Raw genomic sequence first — 14571 nt, 5'->3', positions numbered from 1 at the left:
TCATGAATCATCCCTGGAAGTTTGCCGAATCGCCCGGCGGGGTGGCGTATTCGCGTCCCACTACTTTTCGGGTGTGTCGTCTTCGGCCAGGATCCGGTAGAGCGCCCGGCGCGCCTCGGTGAGTACCTCGGCGGCCTTCTCGGCCTGTTCCTTGTTGCCGACGGCGGCGACCTGAGCGGCCGCGCCCATCAGCTGGCCGATCAGACCGCGCAGGTCGAGCGCCTGATCGCCGACGCCGTCCTTGACGTCCTGCCAGGGATCGCCGAGTTCGGTGCGGTTCTCCTCGAGGTAGGTGGTGCCCGCCTCGGTGAGCTTGGCGGTCTTGCGACCGGCCACCTTCTCGATGATGACCAGGCCCTCGTCCTCGAGCTGGGACAGCGCGGGGTAGATGGACCCCGGGCTGGGCCGCCAGACGTCCTGGCTGCGCTCGCGAATCTGCTGGATCAGTTCGTAGCCGTGCATGGGGCGTTCCTGCAGGAGCAGCAGAATCGCCGCGCGCACATCGCCACGCCGGCCGCGGCCACCGCGACCGCGTCCCCGGCCGAACGGCTGGCCGGGGCCGCCGAATCCGCCGGGACCGAAACCGGGTCCGAAGTCCGGACCGAAGCCACGGCCGTGACCGTGACGGCCGTGTTCGCGCGGACCCTGCGGTCCACGGCCACGGCGGAAGCGCGGATGTTCGGGGCCCTGCGACTCTTCGGCACGCGGTCGCCGCCAGGGGCCGCGGCCCCGTTCGATGTTGTCCATGTGTTCCATGGTGATGCCTCCTTCGAAGGCTCGTCGTTGCATTTGCTGCTATCGACGATATATCGGCAATCTATCCATGACAAGAGTGAACTGGGACACGAACCGATCAGTCGGGACTGTTAGTTGGGCAGGCCGCGCGCGAACAGCAGGTCACGCAGGGCATTGGGGCGGTCGGCCGTTTCGAGCGGCTCGACCAGGGCGAACTCGCAGCCGAGCGCGGTCGCGCCGCCATCGGCCTCCATGCTGTCGCCGACCATGAGCGCTTTTGCGGGCGCGATGCCGAGCTTGTCGAGCGCGGCCTGGAAGATGCGCGGGTCCGGCTTCATCGCACCGACTTCGAAGGACAGTGCGAAGTAGTCGACATAGCGGTCCCAGCCGCGGCTGGCGAAGGCCGGGCGCAGATCGAAGGCGATATTGCTGACCACCGCGACCGCGCGGCCGCCCTCGTGCAGGGCGCGCAGCACATCGCCGGTGTCGGGGTAGGGGGTCCAGGCCAGCGGGTCGAGCAGGCGCTCGTAGAGTTGCCGCGCCGCGGTGGCGGGGACGCCGGAGCGCTCGAGCACCTGCAGGTACGCGGTGCGATGCAGTTCGGGGCTGAGATCCCTGCGCTCCCAGGCGTATTGGCCGTCCGCGTCGAGCTGGACCAGCTGCCCGACCGGAGCGGTCATGGCCTGCATGATCTCGGTGACCTCGTGGGTGTCCAGGGGCCGGCCGTCGTTGTCGGTGAGCGCGGCATTGTGGAATTCCGCTTCCTCCAAGCGGAACAACGTGCCGGAGTAGTCGAAGAGCACCGCCTCGATCGCCATACCGGCCACCCTACACAGCGGTCGTCCGGCGATCCGGTGAAAATACCTGCACTCCTCAACTTGTCTGAGGAGTTTGCTACGGTGGAGCGATGACGAACTCCCCCGTGCTCCAGGTCGGCTCGGTCACCGTCGTGCGCGACGGAAAGCCCATCCTGCAGGATGTTTCGCTGCGGGTGCACCCGGGCGAGCACTGGGCGCTGCTGGGCCCGAACGGGGCGGGCAAGACCACGCTGCTGCGCATGCTGGGCGCGTTCGAGCATCCGACCAGCGGCAGTGTCGAGGTGCTCGGCAAGCGACTGGGGCGGGTCGATATGCGGGAGTTGCGCACGGCCATCGGGCATGTGGATCCGCGGCACGCGCCGCGCAGTCCGCTCACCGTGCACGAGGTGGTGCTGACCGGGCTGACGAATACGGCCGAGCTGGTGCCGCGCTGGGAGCCGAGCGCCGCGCAATTGGCCGAGGCGGATCGGCTCATCGAGCTGATGGGGCTGGCGCATCGGCGAAACGCGCAGTGGCCCATCCTTTCCCAGGGGCAGCGCGGGCGGGCGCTGATCGCGCGGGCGCTCATGCCGAGCCCGCGGTTGCTGCTGCTCGACGAGCCCGCGACGGGGCTGGATCTGGCCGGGCGCGAACAGCTGCTGGAGCGGGTGGACCGGTTGCAGCACGCGCATCCGGAATTGGCGTCGGTGCTGGTGACGCATCATCTGGAGGAGCTGCCGCCGGGGACCACGCACGCACTGCTGCTGCGTGATGGGCAGGCGGTGGTTTCCGGGCCGGTGCAGGAGGTGGTGACCACCGAGCACATCAGCGCCACCTTCGATCATCCGGTGCGGATCACCCGGACGGATGGGCGCTGGAGCGCGAATGCCGCACGGGCCGTGCAGCTCTGAGGTTCAGGACAGGGTATCGATCCAGGCTTCGAGGCGGCGGCCTTCGGCGGCCATCATGTCCGGATCGCGAAAGGTGTTGGTGAGCAGGGAGATTCCCTGATACGACGCCACCAGTGCGACCGCCAGTTCGCGGGCGTCCGCGCGGCCCATGGCGGCGAATTGGGTCTGCACCCAGTCGACCAGGCCGCGCATCACGATGGCCAGTTCCTGTTCCAGGCCGTCGTCGCGCTTGTCCAGTTCGGTGGCCAAAGTGCCCGAGGGGCAGCCGAATTGGGCGGCTTGATCGCGCTGATCGACCCAGCCGCGCACCAGCGCCTTGAGCCGCTCCGCCGGCGAGTCCACCTGTTCGAGGGTGGCGATGATCTCTTCCAGGGTGCGCGCGTGCGCGCCGATGGCGGCCTGGATCAGCTGGTCCTTGGTCTTGAAGTAGTAGTAGACATTGCCGACCGGCACGTCCGCCACGCGGGCGATATCGGCGATGGTCGTCTTCTCCACTCCCCGTTCGTAGAACACCTGCGCGGCCGCTGCGGCCAGGCGCTCGCGTTTACCAGCTTTCGGGGTCGCCACGCCAGAGCCTGAGTTAGTCATACGACTCACTATAGACAACGCGCGGTCGAGGGCTCTATGGTTCTTCTTAGTCAGCCAACTAACTCAGGAGTGAGACAGATGATCGTGGTAACGGGTGCGACCGGCAATATCGGCAGCGCGCTGGTGCGGGACCTCGCCGCGGCGGGTGAGAAAGTGGTCGCGGTGTCGCGGGGCGAGAAGCCGGTGGATCTGCCCGCAGGCGTCGAGCACCGCCGCGGCGATATCGGCGATCTGGACAGCCTCGGCGCGGCGGTAGCGGGAGCGGATGCGCTCTTCCTGCTGATCACCGGACCGCAACTGGTCGCCGGGCCGGCCCCGGCGGAGTTGCTGGAAACCGTTGCGCAGGCAGGGGTTCGGCGCGTGGTGTTCGTTTCCTCGCAGGGCGCGGTGACCCGGGCCGGCAGCGACGGGTACGCCCGCACCCTGGAGTTCGAAAAGGCCCTGGCGGCTTCGGATCTGGAATGGACAGTGGTGCGGCCGGGCGGCTTCTTCTCCAATTCCTTCGCCTGGATCGAACCCGTCCGCGCCGACCGCATGATCGCCGCACCGTTCGGCGACACCGGCCTGCCGCTCGTCGATCCCGCCGATATCGCCGCCGTCGCCGCGACCGCCCTGCGCGAGGACGGACACGACGAACAGATCTACACCCTCACCGGCCCCGCCGTGATCACCCCGCGCGAACAGGCGGCCGCCCTGCAAGCCGCACTCGGCGAACCCCTCCGCTTCCTCGACCTGACCCGCGAACAGGCACGCGGCAACATGCTCCGCTTCATGCCCGAGTCGGTCGCGGACCACACCCTCGACATCCTCGGCGCGCCCACCACGGAAGAGCAGCAGGTCAGCGGCGATATCGAACGGGTACTGGGACGACCGGCGACCAGCTACGCCGAATGGGCACAGCGCGTCATCGGCGCCTTCCGCTGAAATACGCGCCGCCGCCTGCCCATTGAAACATCAGTAAGCATGTGCCTATTATCTGCACATGCTTACTGATTTGTTCACGTCCGACACCGTGCTCATGCCCTGGAAACCCGGTCCGCGCCACGACATCTCGGGACCGGTCTACATCGGGATCACCGATTTCCGATCCCGATCCGAAGCCGACGGTCGCCAGGTCTACGAACTGGGCCTGATGCTCGGCGAAACCTGGCCCGTCATGCAGGGCGCGGTCGGCCTCTGGCTGTGGGGCCGCCCCGCCGAATTCCGGGGCGGCTCGATCTCGGTGTGGGAGAACGAATCCGATATGCACCGCTTCGTGCGCTGGCCCACCCACGCCAAGATCATGCGCGACTGGCGCGGCCGCATCAGCGTGGGTTTCCACGCCTGGAGTGCCGAATACTTCGACCCCACCGAAGCATTGACCCACGCCCGCGACACCATCGAGCAACCCCACCGCCCCACCGCATATCGTTGACCCCATGACAGCACAGCGGCCGGACCTGGCGGCGATGATCGTCCCGCTCGGCCGGGCCCTGGTGGCAGCCGAACAGCCCATCCTGGAAGCGCACGGTCTCACCATGTGGGCCTACATCGTCCTGCTGGCCCTCGGCGAGAGCAGCACCCGCGGCCAAGGCACCCTCGCCCAGGAGATCGGCGCCGACAAAACCCGCATCATCGCCGTCCTCGACGACCTCCAGCAGCGCGGACTCATCGAACGCCGCCCCGACCCCGCCGACCGCCGCGCCCGCCTGCTCACCCTCACCCCGGCCGGCGCCCGCCTCCGCAAGGCCGTCCGCGCCGACATCCACGCCCAGGAGGAACGCCTGCTGAGCCGCCTCCCGGCAACCGACCGCGCCGGATTCCTCGCAGCCCTGCAAACCCTCTCCGCCCTCCCCCGCGCGGAAATCACCGGCTCCTGACAGCTTTCGGCGCGGCCGGCTCCACCCGGTCCACCGGACATCCGCGGTGCCGTCAGGATGGTGAGCGGTGGCGTGGATCTCCGGAATCGTCAGCCGATGTCGATGGGGTCGATCTGTACTCGCAGGGGGGCGTCGGAGCGGTGGGTGCTGCGGACCGCTTGGGCGGCGGTGAGGGCGCGGGAGAGGGCGGCGCCCTCGGACTTGTCGACGCGCAGGATCATTCGCTCCACTTCGGCGGGGGAATCGCCGGAGGAGAAGGGTTTTCGGGCGCCTGGGGGGAGGGGTACGGGGCCGAGGACTTCCACGAAGTCGGGGAGCTTTGCCTCGCCCAGCAATTCGGCGATGGATTCGGTGGTGCCGTCGATGGCGGCGAAACGCACCGCGGGCGGGAAGCGCACCTCGGTTCGTCCGTCCAGTTCGAATCGCGCGTGTCCCACCGGATCCCATCGCACCAGGGCCTGTACCGTCGCCAGGCCGGCATCGGCCATGACGAAGACGCGGCCCTTGGGGCGCACCAGGGCGGCGGCCGACATCCAGCGGCGCAGGGCGTCCTCGGCGGCGCGCAGGTCGGCGCGGCCGAGCAGGGCCCAGCCGTCCAGTAGCAGGGCCACCGAGTAGCCGCCCGCCACCGGGGGTTCCGCGCCGATGGTCGCCACCACGACCTGTGGGCCGGGCGGCACGGTGTCCAGGATCGCGGACCCGCCCGAGCCGCGCACCGGTACGCCGGGGAACGCGCGGCCCAGCTCTTCGGCCGTGCGGGCCGCGCCGATCACGACGGCCCGCAGGGCTCGGGAACCGCAGTGCCCGCAGCGGAAGGCCGCCTCGGTGATGCCGCACCAGCGGCATTGGGGGCTGTGCGCGACATCCCCTGCGCCCCGGCTCACTCCGGCGGCGACTCCCATGGATCTGCGCTGCGCCGCCGCCTCGGCACGGGCCGGGGCCGCGGGTTCGGGCGCGACGCCGGCGGTGCCGTCCAGCACAGGGGCGGCCGGGTCCGCATTGCCGCGCCTGCCCGCCTCTTCGAAGCCGCGCCGGACGGCCTCCGCCGGGCCCCGGGCGGGGGCGCGACGACCGGATGATCTACTGCCGGCGGCCTGAGTCGTGTTGTCCGGCAAGGCCAGCGGGCCGTTGCAGTGCCGGCAGCGGGCGGGCGTCCGGCATTTGGAGCACGCCAGCGCGGGGATGTATCCGCGCCGCGGCACCTGCACCAGTACGGGCAGCCCTTCGTTCAGCGCCTGCCGGGCCGCGAGGAAGGCCGCGCCCGGAATCCGGATCGCCTTGGCGATCGGGTCGCGTTCCAAAGCCGCGTCACTGTCGCCGGGCGCGGTGATCCGCGGTGTGGCGGCCCGCAACTCGGCACGGTCGGCCAGCAGGTCGTGCGCCCAACCGGATTCGACGATCGCCTGCACTTCCGCCGTGCGCGCGAACCCGGCCGCGACGAACGCCGCCCCCGTCTCGTGCGCCCGCAGCATGGCGACCTCCCGCGCATGCGGATACGGCGCGCGCGGTTCGGCGAACGTGTCGTCCCCGTCGTCCCAGATGACGATGAGCCCGAGCTGCTGCGCGGGCGCGAACACCGCGCTCCGCGTCCCCACCACCACCCGAGCCGTCCCCCGCAACACCGACAACCACCGCCGATACCGCGCCGAAGGCCCCAGCCCGGCGGCCAGCCCAACCGCCGACTCCCCCACCAGCGCAACACATTCCGTCAGCACCCGATCCAGATCCCGCTGATCCGGCACCGTGATCACCACACTGCGCCCGCTCCGCACCGTCACCGCCGCCAGCTCCGCCAGCCGCCGCGCCCAATCCTCCCCCGGCAACGCCTGCCACGCCGCCCGCGGCCCCCGCCCCCGCTCCAGCGCCTCCAGGAACGAATGCCCGTGCTGATACCGGCCCCACTCGGGATACAGCTCGGAAACAGGCTGCGCGGCAACGGCCTCACGCACGCCGACCGACTCGTCCACCGAAGATTCGCCCTGACCGTCCCCTGCCGACCCGCCGGATGCCACCGGTTCCGACGTCGCCACCGACGCAGGGGACGCGTTGCGCTCGGCGTCCGAGCCGGACTGCGACGCGGTGGCGGGCGCGACGGCTGTCGATGAATCCTGCTCGCCGACAACGATTTCAGGCCCCGGCGTCGACTCCTGAGATTCGATGGGCAACCGAACCTCTGCCGTGCTGGGGCTCTCGGCGGATGCTAGTGCCTCGTCCAGCACGGTAGCTCCGGTGGCCGCATGCTCAGCTCCGGCGCCGGCGTCCCTGCTCTCGGACGAATCGACCGAGGCGAGATCGACCGGTGCTGCACGTAGCCGCGAATCCTGGTCGGGCGCGGCCGGATCGGGGGAATCGGAATCGATCTGCGCGGGCGTGTCGAACGTGGAGGCGCGCTTCTTGGAGGCGCGGGTGCGCTTCGCGGGCTTGGGGGGCTGGTCGATGCCCTCGGCTTCGACCTTTGCGTGGCGCGGGGGGATGGCCAGGCGGAGGACGTCGGCCCGGGTGCCGGCGTACCGGGCGGCCACCGCGGTGACGAGGCGGAGGATCTCCGGGGTGAGGACGCGTTCGGCGGAGACCACGCGGTCGAGGCGGATGAGTTTGCCGGTGTGGGGGGACTTTTCGAGGCGTTCGAGGATGTAGCCGTCCACCAGGCGGCCGGAGAAACGGATGCGCACTCGGACGCCGGGTTGAGCGATCTCGTCGAACTCGGCGGGGACCAAGTAGTCGAAATCCCGGTCCAGGTGGGCGGGTTCGAGCAATGGCAGCACCCGGGCGATGGGGCGCGCCGGGTGGGGGGTGACCGTACCGACGACGGCGGGAGCGGAGTCCCAGAGGGTTTCCGCTCCCGCCGTCGAGGATTCGGTGTGGGTCAATTAGAGCCCGGCGGCCGCACGCAGCTTGTCCGCGCGGTCGGTGCGCTCCCAGGGCAGATCGACGTCGGTGCGGCCGAAGTGGCCGTACGCGGCGGTCGGGGCGTAGATGGGGCGCAGCAGATCCAGATCGCGGATGATGGCGCCGGGGCGCAGGTCGAACACCTCGGCGATGGCGGCGGAGATCTTGGCCGGATCGATCTGCTCGGTGCCGAACGTCTCGACGAACAGGCCGACGGGGGCCGCCTTGCCGATGGCGTAGGCGACCTGGACCTCGGTGCGCTCGGCCAGGCCGGCGGCGACGACGTTCTTGGCGACCCAGCGCATGGCGTAGGCGGCCGAGCGGTCGACCTTCGACGGATCCTTGCCGGAGAAGGCGCCGCCGCCGTGGCGGGCCATGCCGCCGTAGGTGTCGACGATGATCTTGCGACCGGTCAGGCCGGCGTCACCCATCGGCCCGCCGAGCACGAACTTGCCGGTCGGGTTGACCAGCAGGCGCACGTTCGAGGTGTCCAGGGGGTTCGGCAGCTTCAGCTCGGCCAGCACCGAGTCGACGACCTTCTCGCGGATGTCCGGGGTGAGCAGGTTGTCGAGATCGATATCGGCGGCGTGCTGGGTCGAGATGACCACGGTGTCCAGCCGCTTGGGGATGGAGCCGTCGTATTCGATGGTGACCTGGGTCTTGCCGTCGGGACGCAGGTACGGCAGCACGCCGGACTTGCGGACCTCGGTCAGGCGGCGAGACAGCTTGTGCGCCAAGGAGATCGGCAGCGGCATCAGCTCGGGGGTCTCGACGGTGGCGTAACCGAACATCAGGCCCTGGTCGCCGGCGCCCTGACGCGCGATGTCGTCGTCCTCGCCGCCCACGCGGGCCTCGTGCGAATGATCAACGCCCTGAGCGATATCCGGCGACTGCGCGCCGATGGCCACGTTCACGCCGCAGGAAGCGCCGTCGAAACCCTTTGCCGAGGAGTCGTATCCGATCTCCAGGACCTTCTCGCGGACGATGGTCGGGATATCGGCGTAGGCCGACGTGGTGACCTCACCGGCCACGTGCACCTGACCGGTGGTCACCAGCGTCTCCACGGCGACACGGCTGCGCGGATCGGCCGCGAGCAACGCGTCGAGGATGGAATCGCTGATGGCATCACAGATTTTGTCCGGATGACCCTCGGTCACGGACTCACTGGTGAATAGGCGGCTGCCAGACGTGCGCACAGTTGTTCCCTCTCCCTCAACGGGTTTCTCGTATCGGCCTGCGACAGTAGCGCCTCGGCGCGACCGCACAACCCTTTGTCTCAGACTATTCCAATATGTTCGTCACAGGGGCGAGCCGCCCACCGTGCCGAACAGATTGTGACTCAGACAGTTGCCGGGATGGTTTTCCCGGCGTGTCCGAACCCTGCGATGCCGAGGCTTCAGCGGAGCAAGGGACCGAGTGCATCGAGCACTCGACTGGCCAGCAATGCCTTGGAACCGTGGTCCAGGGCGATCTCGGTGCCGTCGGCGCCGAGCAGCCAGCCATCATTGGTGTCGACTTCGAAGGCTTTGCCTTCGCCGACGGCATTGACCACCAAGAGGTCGCAGCCTTTGCGGGCCAGTTTGGCCCGGGCGTGGGTGAGCACGTCCGCGTGCTCGTCCCCGGTCTCGGCGGCGAAGCCGACGATCGCGGTGCCCGGTAGCTGCCCGTCGCGACGGGCTTGCACCAGACCGGCCAGAATGTCCGGAGTCTTGGTGAGTGCGATCGAATTCGGTTCTCCCGCACCCTTTTTGATTTTAGCCGCGGCCACGTTCACCGGGCGGAAATCGGCCACCGCCGCGGCCATGATGACCGCGTCCGCGCCCAGGGCGTGCTTGTCGACCGCGACCTTGAGCTGTTCGGCGGTGGTCACATTGACCACCTCGACGGCGGCGGGCGGTTCCAGTCCGGCGGTATTGCCCGCGATCAGCGTCACCGTCGCGCCACGCTGGGCGGCCAGGCGAGCGAGCGCGTAGCCCTGCTTGCCGGAGCTGCGATTGCCCAGGAAGCGCACGGGATCCAGAAGCTCGCGGGTGCCGCCGGCCGACACCACGACGCGGCGGCCCTCGAGGTCGCGCGGCAGCGCGTCGGCGCGTTCCAGCAGCAGGCGGGCGAGACCGAAGATCTCCTCCGGCTCGGGCAGGCGGCCCGGTCCGGTGTCGGTACCGGTCAGTCGACCCGACGCGGGTTCCATGACGATCGCACCGTGTGCCCGCAGCGTCGCGACATTCGCCCGGGTGGCCGGATGCTCCCACATCTCGGTATGCATGGCCGGGGCGAACAGCACGGGACATCGCGCGGTCAGCAGGGTGGCGGTCAGCAGGTCGTCGGCGCGGCCCTGCGCGGCGCGGGCCATGAGGTCCGCGGTGGCGGGCGCGATGACGACCAGATCGGCCTCCTGGCCGAGGCGCACGTGCGGCACCTGCGGCACATCGGCGAAGACACCGGTGTGCACGGGATGCCCCGAAAGCGCTTCGAAGGTGGCCTTGCCGACGAATTGCAGCGCCGACTCGGTGGGAATGACACGAACCTCGTGCCCGGTTTCGGTAAACCGGCGCACGAGGTTGCAGCTCTTGTAAGCGGCGATTCCGCCGCCGACTCCGACGACGATCCGGGTCACCGCGGAACTACTCGCCTTCGGAGTGCTCGAGCAGGTCGGCGTGGATCTCGCGCATGGCCACCGACAGCGGCTTCTCCTGCAGACCCGGCTCGACCAGCGGACCGACGTATTCGAGAATCCCGTCGCCGAGCTGGTTGTAGTAATCGTTGATCTGCCGGGCCCGCTTGGCCGCGTAGATGACCAGCGCGTACTTGGACGAAGTCCGCTCCAGCAGTTCGTCGATCGGCGGGTTGGTGAGGCCGACCGGAGTGTCGTAGGCGGGCGCGGTCTTGATGTCCGTACTCACTAGGAAGGCTCCTGCGGGGTTGTTCGGAATGGGATGCGGGTCAAGAACCCGAATTCGAGCTAACGAACAACGATACCAACTGCTCGCAGGCGCTGGTCACCTCGTCGTTCACGATGACGATGTCGAACTCGTCACAAGCTGCTAATTCGGTGCGAGCGGTCTGCAGTCGACGCTCGATGACCTCGGGCGATTCGGTCCCGCGTGAGGTCAGGCGGGACACCAGCTCATCCCAGCTGGGCGGGGCCAGGAAGACCAGCAGGCCCTCCGGCATGGCTTTGCGGATCGAGCGCGCGCCTTCCAGATCCACCTCGATCAAGACCGGGTGTCCGGACGCGAGCGCTTCCCGCACAGGTGCGGCCGGGGTGCCCGACCGCTGTAGTCCACCGTGGATATCGGCCCACTCGAGCAATTCGTCCGCCTCGATCATGGCGTCGAATTGCTCCCGGGTGACGAAGCGGTAGTCCCGTCCGTCGACCTCACCGGGCCGGGGAGCCCGGGTGGTGGCCGACACACTGAATACCAATTCGGGCAGTCGTTCGCGCACGCAGCGCACGACGGTGGACTTACCGACGGCCGAGGGGCCGACCAGGACTACCAGTCGACCCTTCCGAGTGTGTTCGACCACCCTCGGATTATTCGGCGCTGAAGTCGAACCGGGCCAGCAGCGCCTTACGCTGCCGGTCACCCAGTCCGCGCAGGCGGCGAGTGGGAGCGATCTCCAGTTCGCTCATGATTTCGGCCGCCTTGACCTTGCCCACCTTCGGCAGAGCCTCGAGCAGAGCCGACACCTTCATCTTGCCGAGAACTTCGTCCTTCTCGGCATCGGCAAGGACCGTCTTCAGATCGGTACCGCCACGCTTCAAGCGCTCCTTGAGCTCCGCCCGAGCGCGGCGAGCGGCAGCCGCCTTCTCCAAAGCAGCGGCGCGCTGCTCGTCAGTCAGCTGGGGAAGGGCCACGGTTCCTCCGTCTCATCGTTCATTGCTTGATCTACCTCCGGTAACCCGGTGGTCTCAGCGACCGTACCCACGACGCTTGTCGATTGCGAACCCACCCCCCAGGTCAGCGCGTGATTCCGGGCACGACCCGGCCGAACGGGCAACCTGGTGGGCCACCTCCGACCGGCTGCGCCGATCCTACTCCGGGGGCCGCGAATAGCCTTGCGGCCAGGGGTTTTTCACGTTCGAACCCAGGTTCGAAGAGGTGCGGATCGGCCGGTGCGGAAACCGTGACCGAGCTGTAATCACGCGACCTGGATTTTTCTTGGATTCATCGGCGTGTCGCGCAAAAACGACCCCGCGTGTCGCGCATCACAGCGGGCGACCGGCGAGTACCGAAACGGTCGTACGGCTAGCCCCTGGACCACGCGAAATACCGCCTGGAAGGCTCCTGGAGCGACGAAAACACACGCGTGTAGTTCCCTGGACGAAACCGGACCCCACCGGCCGGAAATCGGCACTGAGCGGGCCCGGCGGCCGGAATCGGCGCGGCCCGGATTTCGCGCAGAGCGAACAGTCCGTCAGTCGTCGTAGTGGCAGAGCTCGATGAGGGTGCCCTCGGGGGCGCGCAGATGTGCCACGCGCATGCCCCAGGCGGGCTGATCTGCGGGTTCGCTCACCAATTCGGCCCCGCGGGCGACGGCGGCCTTCGCGGCGGCGTCGACATCGGCGACGCGCAGCACGATCACCACGCCGTCGACGCCGTCGCGCTCGCGGTGCGGGGCGCCAATGGCGGCGTCCTGGTAGGCGCGGGTGAACAGCGCGAGGTCGTTGCCCTGGATCGCGAAGCACGCGTAGGGGCCGTCTTCGGCGCGCGGGGCATCGGCCGGGTCGTCCTTGAGCGGCAGGCCGAGCACATCGCGGTAGAAGCGGAAGCTGGTGGCGAAATCGTCCACCAGAACACGAGTTTGGCCGTAGGAGAGCAGGCCGAGTTCGTTGTCGGACATCGGGTCACACCTTTCACCGGGATTCGGTGTGCAGCGTAATCAGCCGCGCGGTGAGACCCGCTGCCGTGTAGCGGGTTCCGGACCGGTCACGCGGCCGGCCAGAGGTCCTTCAGGCGCGGGGCGAGTTCGTGGCCCTGGCGCACGCCGGCTTCGTAGGCGGGCAGCAGCTGGGCCGGGTCGAAGACGTTGGGGCCGATGGCGTCCGCCTCGGGTGCGATGGAAAACACTGTGCCGCTGCCGAGTTCGGTGTCCTTGGGGGCGCGCGGGAACAGGTGCGCCAGGGGTTCGACGATCACGATGACCTCCGCGCCGGCGGCCAGGTCGGCGTTGACGGGCGAGCGCAGGCCGCCGTCCATGTAGTGGTGGCCGTCGATCGGGATCGGCGGGAAGACGCCCGGCGCGCAGGTGCTGGCGGCGATGGCGCGCTCGAGGGGAATGCCGTCGGCCTTGGTGGCGGCGCGGAATTTGCCCTCGGTCACGTCGATCACGGTGACGACGAGGTCCTTGTCCGGCCATTCGGTGGTGCCGATCAGCCCGGCCATCCGGGCGACGTGCTCCTCCGGATCGCCCAGGCCCATTTCCAGGGCGCGCGCACCGGCCCGCCGCCAGGCTTCCGACGCGCCGATCCCCGGCGTCATGAGAATCCCGAGCACCTCGGAGAACGCGGCCATACTGAAGTTGATCTTCGGGCTGTCCGCCGACGGCGGTTGCAGCACCCGGCCGATATCGCCGCCGTCGGCGAGAATCGCCCCGATGATCGACCCCGCGGAGGTGCCGACGATCCGGTCCGCCGCGGCCAGGTCGATCCCCGCCTCCCGCAGGGCGCCGACCAGCCCGGCCATCCAGCTCAGGCCGACCGCGCCACCCCCTCCGAGAACCAGTGCGTGACGGATTCCATTGGGCGGCAGCGCGGTAGACATGCCGCCACTGTATCGGAGCCGCCCGCACCCCAGGCCGCCCTAGCGAGATTCAGCGCCGGGGCGGGCATTTCGCGCGGGCCCCGGCCACGACCGCCCGGGAACCGCCCCGAGCGTCCGAGGCGGTTCCACTGTGCGCGGCGGCGTTGCCGCGCGATCGTCTGCGGTGGCGGGCGGCCGTATTCGATACCGCCGGCACCGATTCAGCCCTGTAGGAAGGCGAATTCGGCGGCCAGTTCGGCCACCTTCTCCTGGAGGGCGGTAACCGACGGTCCGGCCTTGAGCACCTCGCGGGAGACGTTCGGCAGCACCGCGCCGAGATCGCTCGCCGGGACCAATTTTCGGATGTCGTCCGCTCCCCCGCCCTGTGCGCCGACGCCCGGCATGAGGATCGGGCCGTTGAGGGCGGACAGGTCCGGGGCCTCGGTGAGGGTGGCGCCGACTACCACGCCGACGGAACCGAATTCGGCTCCCGCGTTGGCCGCCGCGGCGTCGTCCACCATGCGCTGGGCGATGCTGCGGCCGTCGGGACCGGTGATGCGCTGTAGTTCCGCCGCTTCCGGATTGGAGGTGGCGGCCAGCACGAACACGCCCCGGCCATTGGCCTTCGCCAGGTCCAGCGCCGGTGCGAGGGAACCGAATCCGAGGTACGGCGACACCGTCACCGCGTCGGAGCCGAGCGGGCCGTCACCGAGCCAGGCGTGGGCGTAGGCGTCCATGGTGGAGCCGATATCGCCGCGCTTGGCGTCGGCGAGCACCAGGGTGCCCGCCTCCCGCAGCTCGCCGATGGCCTCCTCCAGAACCATCAGCCCGCCGGAGCCGTAGGTCTCGAAGAACGCGACCTGCGGCTTGACCAGGGCGACGCGGCCGGCGAAGGCTTCGACGCAGGCGTCGGCGAATGCCTTGAGCCCGGTCACGTCCGGCGACAGTCCCCAGGCCCGCAGCAGCGGCGGATGCGGGTCGATGCCCACGCACAGCGGACCGTGCGCACGCATCGCATCCCGCAGCCGCACACCGAAACTCGTCATGC

At 69.3% G+C, this 14571-nt stretch carries 16 protein-coding genes; 4 read left to right on the top strand and 12 right to left on the bottom strand.

What is annotated here, in order from left to right; translation table 11 throughout:
* Nucleotides 1-60 precede the first annotated feature (60 nt).
* Nucleotides 61-747: a PadR family transcriptional regulator gene (locus tag LTV02_RS06805; protein ID WP_067713662.1), complete on the bottom strand. Its 687-nt coding sequence runs from the start codon at nucleotides 745-747 to the stop codon at nucleotides 61-63.
* Between the two features lie 119 nt (nucleotides 748-866).
* Complete coding sequence (locus LTV02_RS06800; RefSeq protein WP_233039071.1) at nucleotides 867-1553, bottom strand: HAD family hydrolase; 687 nt, start codon at nucleotides 1551-1553, stop codon at nucleotides 867-869.
* An 89-nt stretch (nucleotides 1554-1642) separates the two neighbouring features.
* Between LTV02_RS06800 and LTV02_RS06795 the strand changes: the two genes are divergently transcribed.
* Entirely contained in the window at nucleotides 1643-2443 is an 801-nt protein-coding gene (locus LTV02_RS06795) for an ABC transporter ATP-binding protein (protein WP_233039069.1), read from the top strand.
* Between the two features lie 3 nt (nucleotides 2444-2446).
* Here the strand turns inward: LTV02_RS06795 and LTV02_RS06790 are convergent, their stop codons facing one another.
* Nucleotides 2447-3031: a TetR/AcrR family transcriptional regulator gene (locus LTV02_RS06790; protein ID WP_233039067.1), complete on the bottom strand. Its 585-nt coding sequence runs from the start codon at nucleotides 3029-3031 to the stop codon at nucleotides 2447-2449.
* A gap of 78 nt (nucleotides 3032-3109) precedes the next feature.
* Here LTV02_RS06790 and LTV02_RS06785 point away from each other — a divergent pair, with 78 nt between their 5' ends.
* Genes LTV02_RS06785 through LTV02_RS06775 form a run of 3 tightly spaced genes read left to right on the top strand, consistent with a single transcriptional unit; the run spans nucleotide 3110 to nucleotide 4890 of the window.
* Entirely contained in the window at nucleotides 3110-3955 is an 846-nt protein-coding gene (locus LTV02_RS06785; RefSeq protein WP_233039065.1) for an SDR family oxidoreductase, read from the top strand.
* A 58-nt stretch (nucleotides 3956-4013) separates the two neighbouring features.
* The gene (locus LTV02_RS06780; protein ID WP_233039063.1) at nucleotides 4014-4445 is read left to right on the top strand and encodes a hypothetical protein; all 432 of its coding nucleotides are present in this window, start codon (nucleotides 4014-4016) and stop codon (nucleotides 4443-4445) included.
* A 4-nt stretch (nucleotides 4446-4449) separates the two neighbouring features.
* Nucleotides 4450-4890, top strand: coding sequence for a MarR family winged helix-turn-helix transcriptional regulator (locus LTV02_RS06775; RefSeq protein ID WP_233039059.1), 441 nt, complete (start codon nucleotides 4450-4452; stop codon nucleotides 4888-4890).
* Between the two features lie 89 nt (nucleotides 4891-4979).
* On the opposite strand, the gene LTV02_RS06770 is transcribed toward LTV02_RS06775, so the two are convergent.
* The 9 genes from LTV02_RS06770 to pyrF all read right to left on the bottom strand — a co-directional run bounded on the left by LTV02_RS06770 (nucleotide 4980) and on the right by pyrF (nucleotide 14569).
* Nucleotides 4980-7655, bottom strand: coding sequence for a primosomal protein N' (locus LTV02_RS06770; RefSeq protein ID WP_233041511.1), 2676 nt, complete (start codon nucleotides 7653-7655; stop codon nucleotides 4980-4982).
* Nucleotides 7656-7760: 105 nt separating this feature from the next.
* Nucleotides 7761-8975, bottom strand: coding sequence for a methionine adenosyltransferase (metK, locus tag LTV02_RS06765; RefSeq protein WP_067713341.1), 1215 nt, complete (start codon nucleotides 8973-8975; stop codon nucleotides 7761-7763).
* A gap of 200 nt (nucleotides 8976-9175) precedes the next feature.
* Complete coding sequence (gene coaBC / locus LTV02_RS06760; protein WP_233039058.1) at nucleotides 9176-10396, bottom strand: bifunctional phosphopantothenoylcysteine decarboxylase/phosphopantothenate--cysteine ligase CoaBC; 1221 nt, start codon at nucleotides 10394-10396, stop codon at nucleotides 9176-9178.
* A gap of 7 nt (nucleotides 10397-10403) precedes the next feature.
* Nucleotides 10404-10682 (bottom strand): DNA-directed RNA polymerase subunit omega, encoded by a 279-nt coding sequence (gene rpoZ, locus LTV02_RS06755; protein WP_067713345.1) that lies wholly within the window; start codon nucleotides 10680-10682, stop codon nucleotides 10404-10406.
* A gap of 40 nt (nucleotides 10683-10722) precedes the next feature.
* On the bottom strand, nucleotides 10723-11307 hold the full coding sequence (gene gmk / locus LTV02_RS06750; protein ID WP_233039057.1) for a guanylate kinase: 585 nt from the start codon (nucleotides 11305-11307) through the stop codon (nucleotides 10723-10725).
* Nucleotides 11308-11314: 7 nt separating this feature from the next.
* A complete protein-coding gene (gene mihF, locus LTV02_RS06745; RefSeq protein WP_033086940.1) occupies nucleotides 11315-11638 on the bottom strand; it encodes an integration host factor, actinobacterial type in 324 nt (107 codons plus the stop codon).
* Between the two features lie 560 nt (nucleotides 11639-12198).
* Nucleotides 12199-12624: a VOC family protein gene (locus LTV02_RS06740; RefSeq protein WP_233039055.1), complete on the bottom strand. Its 426-nt coding sequence runs from the start codon at nucleotides 12622-12624 to the stop codon at nucleotides 12199-12201.
* 86 nt (nucleotides 12625-12710) lie between these two features.
* Nucleotides 12711-13544 carry a patatin-like phospholipase family protein gene (locus LTV02_RS06735; protein WP_233039049.1) on the bottom strand — a complete coding sequence of 278 codons (834 nt, stop codon included), beginning with the start codon at nucleotides 13542-13544 and terminating at the stop codon, nucleotides 12711-12713.
* Nucleotides 13545-13744: 200 nt separating this feature from the next.
* Nucleotides 13745-14569, bottom strand: a complete 825-nt coding sequence (pyrF, locus tag LTV02_RS06730; protein WP_233039047.1) for an orotidine-5'-phosphate decarboxylase — start codon at nucleotides 14567-14569, stop codon at nucleotides 13745-13747.
* Nucleotides 14570-14571: the final 2 nt, after the last annotated feature.

The sequence above is a fragment of the Nocardia yamanashiensis genome (assembly GCF_021183565.1).
GTDB classification, from domain to species: Bacteria; Actinomycetota; Actinomycetes; order Mycobacteriales; family Mycobacteriaceae; genus Nocardia; species Nocardia yamanashiensis.
Note: the sequence above shows the minus strand (reverse complement) of the source record. Positions and strands in the feature narration are given on the sequence as shown.

Bases quoted from the DNA above. Each gene is read 5' to 3' on its own strand.
- LTV02_RS06780 (WP_233039063.1), top strand. From the start codon at position 4,014: ATGCTTACTGATTTGTTCACGTCCGACACCGTGCTCATGCCCTGGAAA.
- LTV02_RS06800 (WP_233039071.1), bottom strand. From the start codon at position 1,553: ATGGCGATCGAGGCGGTGCTCTTCGACTACTCCGGCACGTTGTTCCGC.
- LTV02_RS06785 (WP_233039065.1), top strand. From the start codon at position 3,110: ATGATCGTGGTAACGGGTGCGACCGGCAATATCGGCAGCGCGCTGGTG.
- LTV02_RS06790 (WP_233039067.1), bottom strand. From the start codon at position 3,031: ATGACTAACTCAGGCTCTGGCGTGGCGACCCCGAAAGCTGGTAAACGC.
- pyrF (WP_233039047.1), bottom strand. From the start codon at position 14,569: ATGACGAGTTTCGGTGTGCGGCTGCGGGATGCGATGCGTGCGCACGGT.
- LTV02_RS06775 (WP_233039059.1), top strand. From the start codon at position 4,450: ATGACAGCACAGCGGCCGGACCTGGCGGCGATGATCGTCCCGCTCGGC.
- LTV02_RS06805 (WP_067713662.1), bottom strand. From the start codon at position 747: ATGGACAACATCGAACGGGGCCGCGGCCCCTGGCGGCGACCGCGTGCC.
- LTV02_RS06740 (WP_233039055.1), bottom strand. From the start codon at position 12,624: ATGTCCGACAACGAACTCGGCCTGCTCTCCTACGGCCAAACTCGTGTT.
- LTV02_RS06735 (WP_233039049.1), bottom strand. From the start codon at position 13,544: ATGTCTACCGCGCTGCCGCCCAATGGAATCCGTCACGCACTGGTTCTC.
- LTV02_RS06795 (WP_233039069.1), top strand. From the start codon at position 1,643: ATGACGAACTCCCCCGTGCTCCAGGTCGGCTCGGTCACCGTCGTGCGC.